Consider the following 5,348-nt stretch of genomic DNA (forward strand, 5'->3'; position numbering starts at 1 on the left):
CGTGATGGCCGGAGACGGGGTATCAACATATCTGGCGTTGACTTTTGGCACGCTGTTGAGTTCTCAAGGAACGGACGCTTCCTTTGTACTCACCCGAGAGACTCTCTCGTGGCTTTCCTCCGGGCGCTTCCCTTCGGTCTTGCGTTTCCAACCCTACCAGATCCGTTTTCCGTTCCGTTTCCGGTGTGGAATTCATTTCCGGTGGCCGCTGGAGGGCCTTTGCCTTTCGGCGGTTCCGACTTTATCAGAGATTCTGAGTCGGAATTTCCGGCCCCGTGAGGTACACACCGGGAGCCTCAAGTAGCTCCGGGTTCCCCCTCGGGCGGAGCCGTAAACCTACTGGAGCGGGGCGCCCCGATGCAAATCGAGGCGCCCCGCTCCCTGTGTACTGCCGACGAGGCGTCAGACCTCGACCACGACCGGGAGGATCATGGGGCGGCGGCGGTAGGTGTCGGAGACCCACTTGCCCAGCGTGCGGCGGATGAGCTGCTGCAGCTGGTGGGGTTCGACGACGCCGTCCTGGGCCGACTTCTCCAGGACCTCCTGGATCTTCGGGACGACGGCGTGGAACGCCGAGTCCTCGATGCCGGAGCCGCGGGCCTGGATGTTCGGGCCGCTGGTGATCTTGCCGGTGCTGGAGTCGACCACCACGAAGACCGAGATGATGCCCTCGTCGCCGAGGATCTTGCGGTCCTTCAGCGCGGGCTCGCCGATGTCGCCGACGGAGAGCCCGTCCACGTAGACGTAACCGGCCTGGACCTTGCCGACGATCTTGGCCTTGCCCTCGACCAGGTCGACGACCACGCCGTCCTCGGCGATGACGATGCGGTCGTGCGGGACGCCGGTGAGGGCGCCCAGTTCGGCGTTGGCGCGCAGGTGGCGCCATTCGCCGTGGACCGGCATCAGGTTCTTCGGCTTGCAGATGTTGTAGAAGTACAGCAGCTCGCCGGCCGAGGCGTGGCCCGAGACGTGCACCTTGGCGTTGCCCTTGTGGACGACGTTGGCGCCCCAGCGGGTCAGGCCGTTGATGACGCGGTAGACCGCGTTCTCGTTGCCCGGGATCAGCGACGACGCCAGGATCACGGTGTCGCCGGAGACGATGCGGATCTGATGGTCGCGGTTGGCCATCCGGGACAGGGCCGCCATCGGCTCGCCCTGGGAGCCCGTGCAGACGAGGACGATCTCGCTGTCGGGGAGGTCGTCGAGCGTCTTGACGTCGACGACGAGGCCCGGCGGCACCTTCAGGTAGCCGAGGTCGCGCGCGATGCCCATGTTGCGGACCATCGAGCGGCCGACGAAGGCGACCCGGCGGCCGTACTCGTGCGCGGCGTCGAGGACCTGCTGGATGCGGTGCACGTGGCTGGCGAAGGACGCGACGATGATCCGCTTCTGGGCGCCGGCGAAGACGCCGCGGATCACGTTCGAGATGTCGCGCTCGGGCGGGACGAAGCCCGGGACCTCGGCGTTGGTCGAGTCGGTGAGGAGGAGGTCGATGCCCTCCTCGCCGAGGCGCGCGAACGTCGGCAGGTCGGTGAGGCGACGGTCGAGCGGGAGCTGGTCCATCTTGAAGTCGCCGGTGTGGACGACCATGCCGGCCGGGGTGCGGATGGCGACCGCGAGCGCGTCCGGGATGGAGTGGTTGACCGCGACGAACTCGCAGTCGAACGGGCCGAGCCGCTCGCGGTCGCCCTCGGCGACCTCAAGGGTGTAGGGCCGGATGCGGTGCTCCTGGAGCTTCGCCTCGATCAGGGCGAGGGTCAGCTTGGAGCCGATCAGCGGGATGTCCGGCTTCTCGCGGAGGAGGTAGGGGACGGCGCCGATGTGGTCCTCGTGCCCGTGCGTGAGGACGATGCCCTCGACGTCGTCGAGCCGGTCCCTGATGGACGAGAAGTCCGGCAGGATCAGGTCGATTCCGGGCTGCTCCTCCTCGGGGAAGAGCACTCCGCAGTCGACGATCAGGAGGCGACCGTTGTACTCGAAGACGGTCATGTTGCGCCCGATCTCACCGAGGCCGCCGAGCGGCGTGACGCGCAGGCCGCCCTTCGGGAGCTTCGGCGGGGCGCCGAGTTCAGGATGCGGATGACTCAAAAGATTCTCCCTTAAGCCCGCGCGCCACGTACCTGTGGGCACGTGGCGCGCGTGACGTTCGTGCAGTAGCAGTTGTTGGTGTTGCTTCGGTCTTGCTCGGTGTTCTGTTGATTCAGTTGTGGGGTCTTACGAAGTCGGTGCTAGATCTGTACCCCGCCGGCGGCCAGATCGACCTTGAGCTGCGCCGTCTCCTCCGGCGTGAGCTCGACGAGCGGCAGCCGCAGCGGTCCGGCGGGCAGGCCCTGGAGGGCGAGCGCCGCCTTCGTCGTGATGACGCCCTGCGTGCGGAACATGCCGGTGAAGACGGGGAGCAGCTTCTGGTGGATCTCGGTCGCCTTGTGCACGTCACCCGACAGGTAGGCGTCGAGCATGGCGCGCAGTTCGGGCGCGACCACGTGGCCGACGACCGAGACGAAGCCGCACGCGCCGACCGAGAGCAGCGGCAGGTTGAGCATGTCGTCGCCGGAGTACCAGGCGAGGCCCGAGCGCGCTATGGCCCAGCTCGCGCGGCCGAGGTCGCCCTTGGCGTCCTTGTTGGCGACGATGCGGGGGTGCTCGGCGAGGCGGACGATCGTCTCCGTGTTGATCGGTACGCCGCTGCGGCCGGGGATGTCGTAGAGCATCACGGGCAGTTCGGTCGCGTCGGCGATCGCCGTGAAGTGGCGGAGCAGGCCCTCCTGCGGGGGCTTGTTGTAGTACGGCGTGACCGTGAGCAGGCCGTGCGCGCCGGCCCGCTGGGCCTCGCGGGCGAGCTCGATGCTGTGGCGGGTGTCGTTGGTGCCGACTCCCGCGACGACGTGGGCGCGGTCGCCGACCGCTTCGACCACGGCGCGTACGAGGTCCGATTTCTCCGCGTTGCTGGTGGTCGGGGACTCGCCCGTGGTGCCGTTGACGATCAGGCCGTCGTTGCCTGCGTCCACCAGGTGGGTGGCGAGCCGCTGCGCGCCGTCGAGGTCGAGTGCGCCGTCCGCCGTCAAGGGCGTGACCATGGCGGTGAGGACCCTCCCGAAGGGGGTCTGCGGAGTCGAGGTCGGAGCCATGGGTAACACGCTACTCGCTGCTCAGCGCCGGGTCCCCCCTCGGGGGATCCGACAAGTCACGACAAAGGTGGAGCCCGGCACTGCCTGCTCGGGGGTTCAGGCAGTGCCGGGTCCGTTTGATCAGGCTAGATGAACTTCTCGAAATGCCGCAATACGGACACTTCATCCGGCTCACCCGCACATCTGTGCCGTCGTTGCGCCTTGGTGATCAAGGGAAGCCCTGGTCCGCGGCCGGTTCAGAGCACCTGGTTCACGGCTACGGCGCCACGCGGCCGTTGGCGTTGAACGCCGCGTAGGTCAGCGGCATCAGCTCGGCCCACGCCGCCTCCATCTTCTCGCCGACCATCTCGATCTCCCGCTGCGGGAACGAGGGGACCTTGGCCAGCTCGTGCTGGGTGCGCAGGCCCAGGAAGTGCATCAGCGAGCGCGCGTTGCACGTGGCGTACATCGAGGAGAACAGGCCCACCGGGAGCACCGCGCGCGCGACCTCGCGGGCCACGCCCTCGGCCAGCATCTTCTGGTACGCCTCGTACGCCTGGACGTAGGACGCCTCCATGGTGGACGACGTCAGCTCGTACTGGCCGGGCGTGCCCTCGACGAAGCGGTACTTGCCGGGGCGGCCCTCCTGCACCAGCTTGCGGTCGGCGTCCGGCACGTAGAAGACCGGCTGGAGCTCCCGGTAGCGGCCCGACTCCTCGTTGTACGACCAGCCCACGCGGTGCCGCATGAACTCGCGGAAGACGAAGATCGGCGCGCTGATGAGGAAGGTCATCGAGTTGTGCTCGAAGGGGCTGCCGTGCCGGTCCCGCATCAGGTAGTTGATGAGGCCCTTGGAGCGCTCGGGGTCCTTCGACAGCTCGTCGATGGACTGCTCGCCCACCGTGGAGACACGGGCCGCGAACAGCACGTCCGAGTCCTTGGCGTCACTCTTCACCAACTGGACGGTGACATCGCCCCTGAACGTGGGCTTGAGGTCTTCAGCAGGTGTATCTGTCACGGTTCGAGTGGTTCCTTCCCCATCACTTCCATCGGGCGGCGCCCACTCTACGGGCCACGGGTCCCCGTGCTTCTCAGGCCATCTGCGACGAACGACAGCGAATATCTGTTAATTCGGCGAAAGTGGGCACCATGTGAGGAGATCGATCGTCTGTGTAGATGAACACACTCAGTTCGAACCCCTTGAGGAGAAGCACCGCCCATGTTTCGTCGGCGCGAGCCCGTACCGTTCGCCTTCATCGCCGAAGCCGACAAGTTCCGCAGCAATGTCACGCCGCCCGCGCGTGAGCGCCCGTCCGCAGGCCAGATCGCCGGCCGCACCCTGGTGGGGCTGACCGTCGTGGCCGGGCTCGTGGGCTCCCTGCTGTTCGGGATGCCGGCCCTCTCGGCCGACCAGTCCCCTCGCCACACCCAGCAGTCGGAAGCCTCCGACGGGCGCTGAGCCGTCGTTCCCGACCGGCCCCCCTGAGGTGGAAGGCCGGGGCACGCATGGATAACCTCACCGGGCACAGCCCACATCCGCGTGGATGATCGAGTGAGGACCCGCCGTGCCCCTGTCCTTCCTGACGGCCGACCGTGCTTTCGACGAGGCCGCCGAGACTGCGCTGCCCTTCGACGACCGTGATCAGTGGCGCCGTCCCTACCGCCCGGGCCCGTACCGGGTCGGTGCGGCCGCGCTGCTGCTGCTCCTGGCGTCGTACGTGCTGTTCGCCGGGGTGGTCGTCGCGGCGGCCGGGGACCCCGCGGCCGCGGGGATCTGCGGTGTGGTCGCCGTCCTGGTCATCGCCGCCGCCATGCGGCTGCTGCGCATGGGCACGTGGGTGAGCGCCCGCGGTCTGCGCCACGTCGGCTTCCTCAGGACGCAGACGGCCCCCTGGGACGTCGTCGTGAGCGCCCGCACCGTGCAGCAGCCCGTGCGCTGGCTCGGGCTGCCGCGCACCGTGCAGGGGCAGGCGCTGGTCCTCGTACGGCGGGACCGGCGCGGGGAGCAGACGACTCTGCTCACCAGCCACAACGGGGACTTCCTCGGCCGGTCCACGGCGTTCGACCGGGCCAGCGACAGCGTCGAGGCCTGGGCGGACGAGTACCGGCCGAAGGACTGACCCTCCACAGAAACGACTCGGCTGAACTTCACAGACACGAGAGAAGGGGCCCGCACCGTCGTCGCGACCGGGGGGGGCCCGTCGGGGGTGTCAAGCCACCCGGCCCGCGCACGGGTGATGC

At 68.1% G+C, this 5,348-nt stretch carries 5 protein-coding genes; 2 read left to right on the plus strand and 3 right to left on the minus strand.

Going from position 1 to position 5,348, the window contains the following annotated elements; all coding sequences use genetic code 11:
- Window positions 1–402 precede the first annotated feature (402 nt).
- From ABZ877_RS39585 to thyX, 3 genes are all read right to left on the minus strand, one after another.
- Complete coding sequence (locus tag ABZ877_RS39585; RefSeq protein ID WP_361081547.1) at window positions 403–2,088, minus strand: ribonuclease J; 1,686 nt, start codon at window positions 2,086–2,088, stop codon at window positions 403–405.
- Between the two features lie 140 nt (window positions 2,089–2,228).
- Entirely contained in the window at window positions 2,229–3,128 is a 900-nt protein-coding gene (dapA, locus tag ABZ877_RS39590) for a 4-hydroxy-tetrahydrodipicolinate synthase (RefSeq protein ID WP_361081550.1), read from the minus strand.
- Between the two features lie 256 nt (window positions 3,129–3,384).
- A complete protein-coding gene (thyX, locus tag ABZ877_RS39595) occupies window positions 3,385–4,125 on the minus strand; it encodes an FAD-dependent thymidylate synthase (protein WP_361081552.1) in 741 nt (246 codons plus the stop codon).
- Window positions 4,126–4,326: 201 nt separating this feature from the next.
- Here thyX and ABZ877_RS39600 point away from each other — a divergent pair, with 201 nt between their 5' ends.
- Window positions 4,327–4,566, plus strand: a complete 240-nt coding sequence (locus tag ABZ877_RS39600) for a hypothetical protein (RefSeq protein WP_361081555.1) — start codon at window positions 4,327–4,329, stop codon at window positions 4,564–4,566.
- Between the two features lie 106 nt (window positions 4,567–4,672).
- On the plus strand, window positions 4,673–5,227 hold the full coding sequence (locus ABZ877_RS39605) for a hypothetical protein (RefSeq protein ID WP_361081558.1): 555 nt from the start codon (window positions 4,673–4,675) through the stop codon (window positions 5,225–5,227).
- Window positions 5,228–5,348 lie beyond the last annotated feature (121 nt).

Source organism: Streptomyces sp. NPDC046939 (assembly GCF_040644575.1).
GTDB lineage: Bacteria > Actinomycetota > Actinomycetes > Streptomycetales > Streptomycetaceae > Streptomyces.

Excerpts from the sequence above, each read along its gene's own strand:
- dapA (WP_361081550.1), bottom strand. The coding sequence starts at position 3,128 with ATGGCTCCGACCTCGACTCCGCAGACCCCCTTCGGGAGGGTCCTCACC.
- ABZ877_RS39600 (WP_361081555.1), top strand. The coding sequence starts at position 4,327 with ATGTTTCGTCGGCGCGAGCCCGTACCGTTCGCCTTCATCGCCGAAGCC.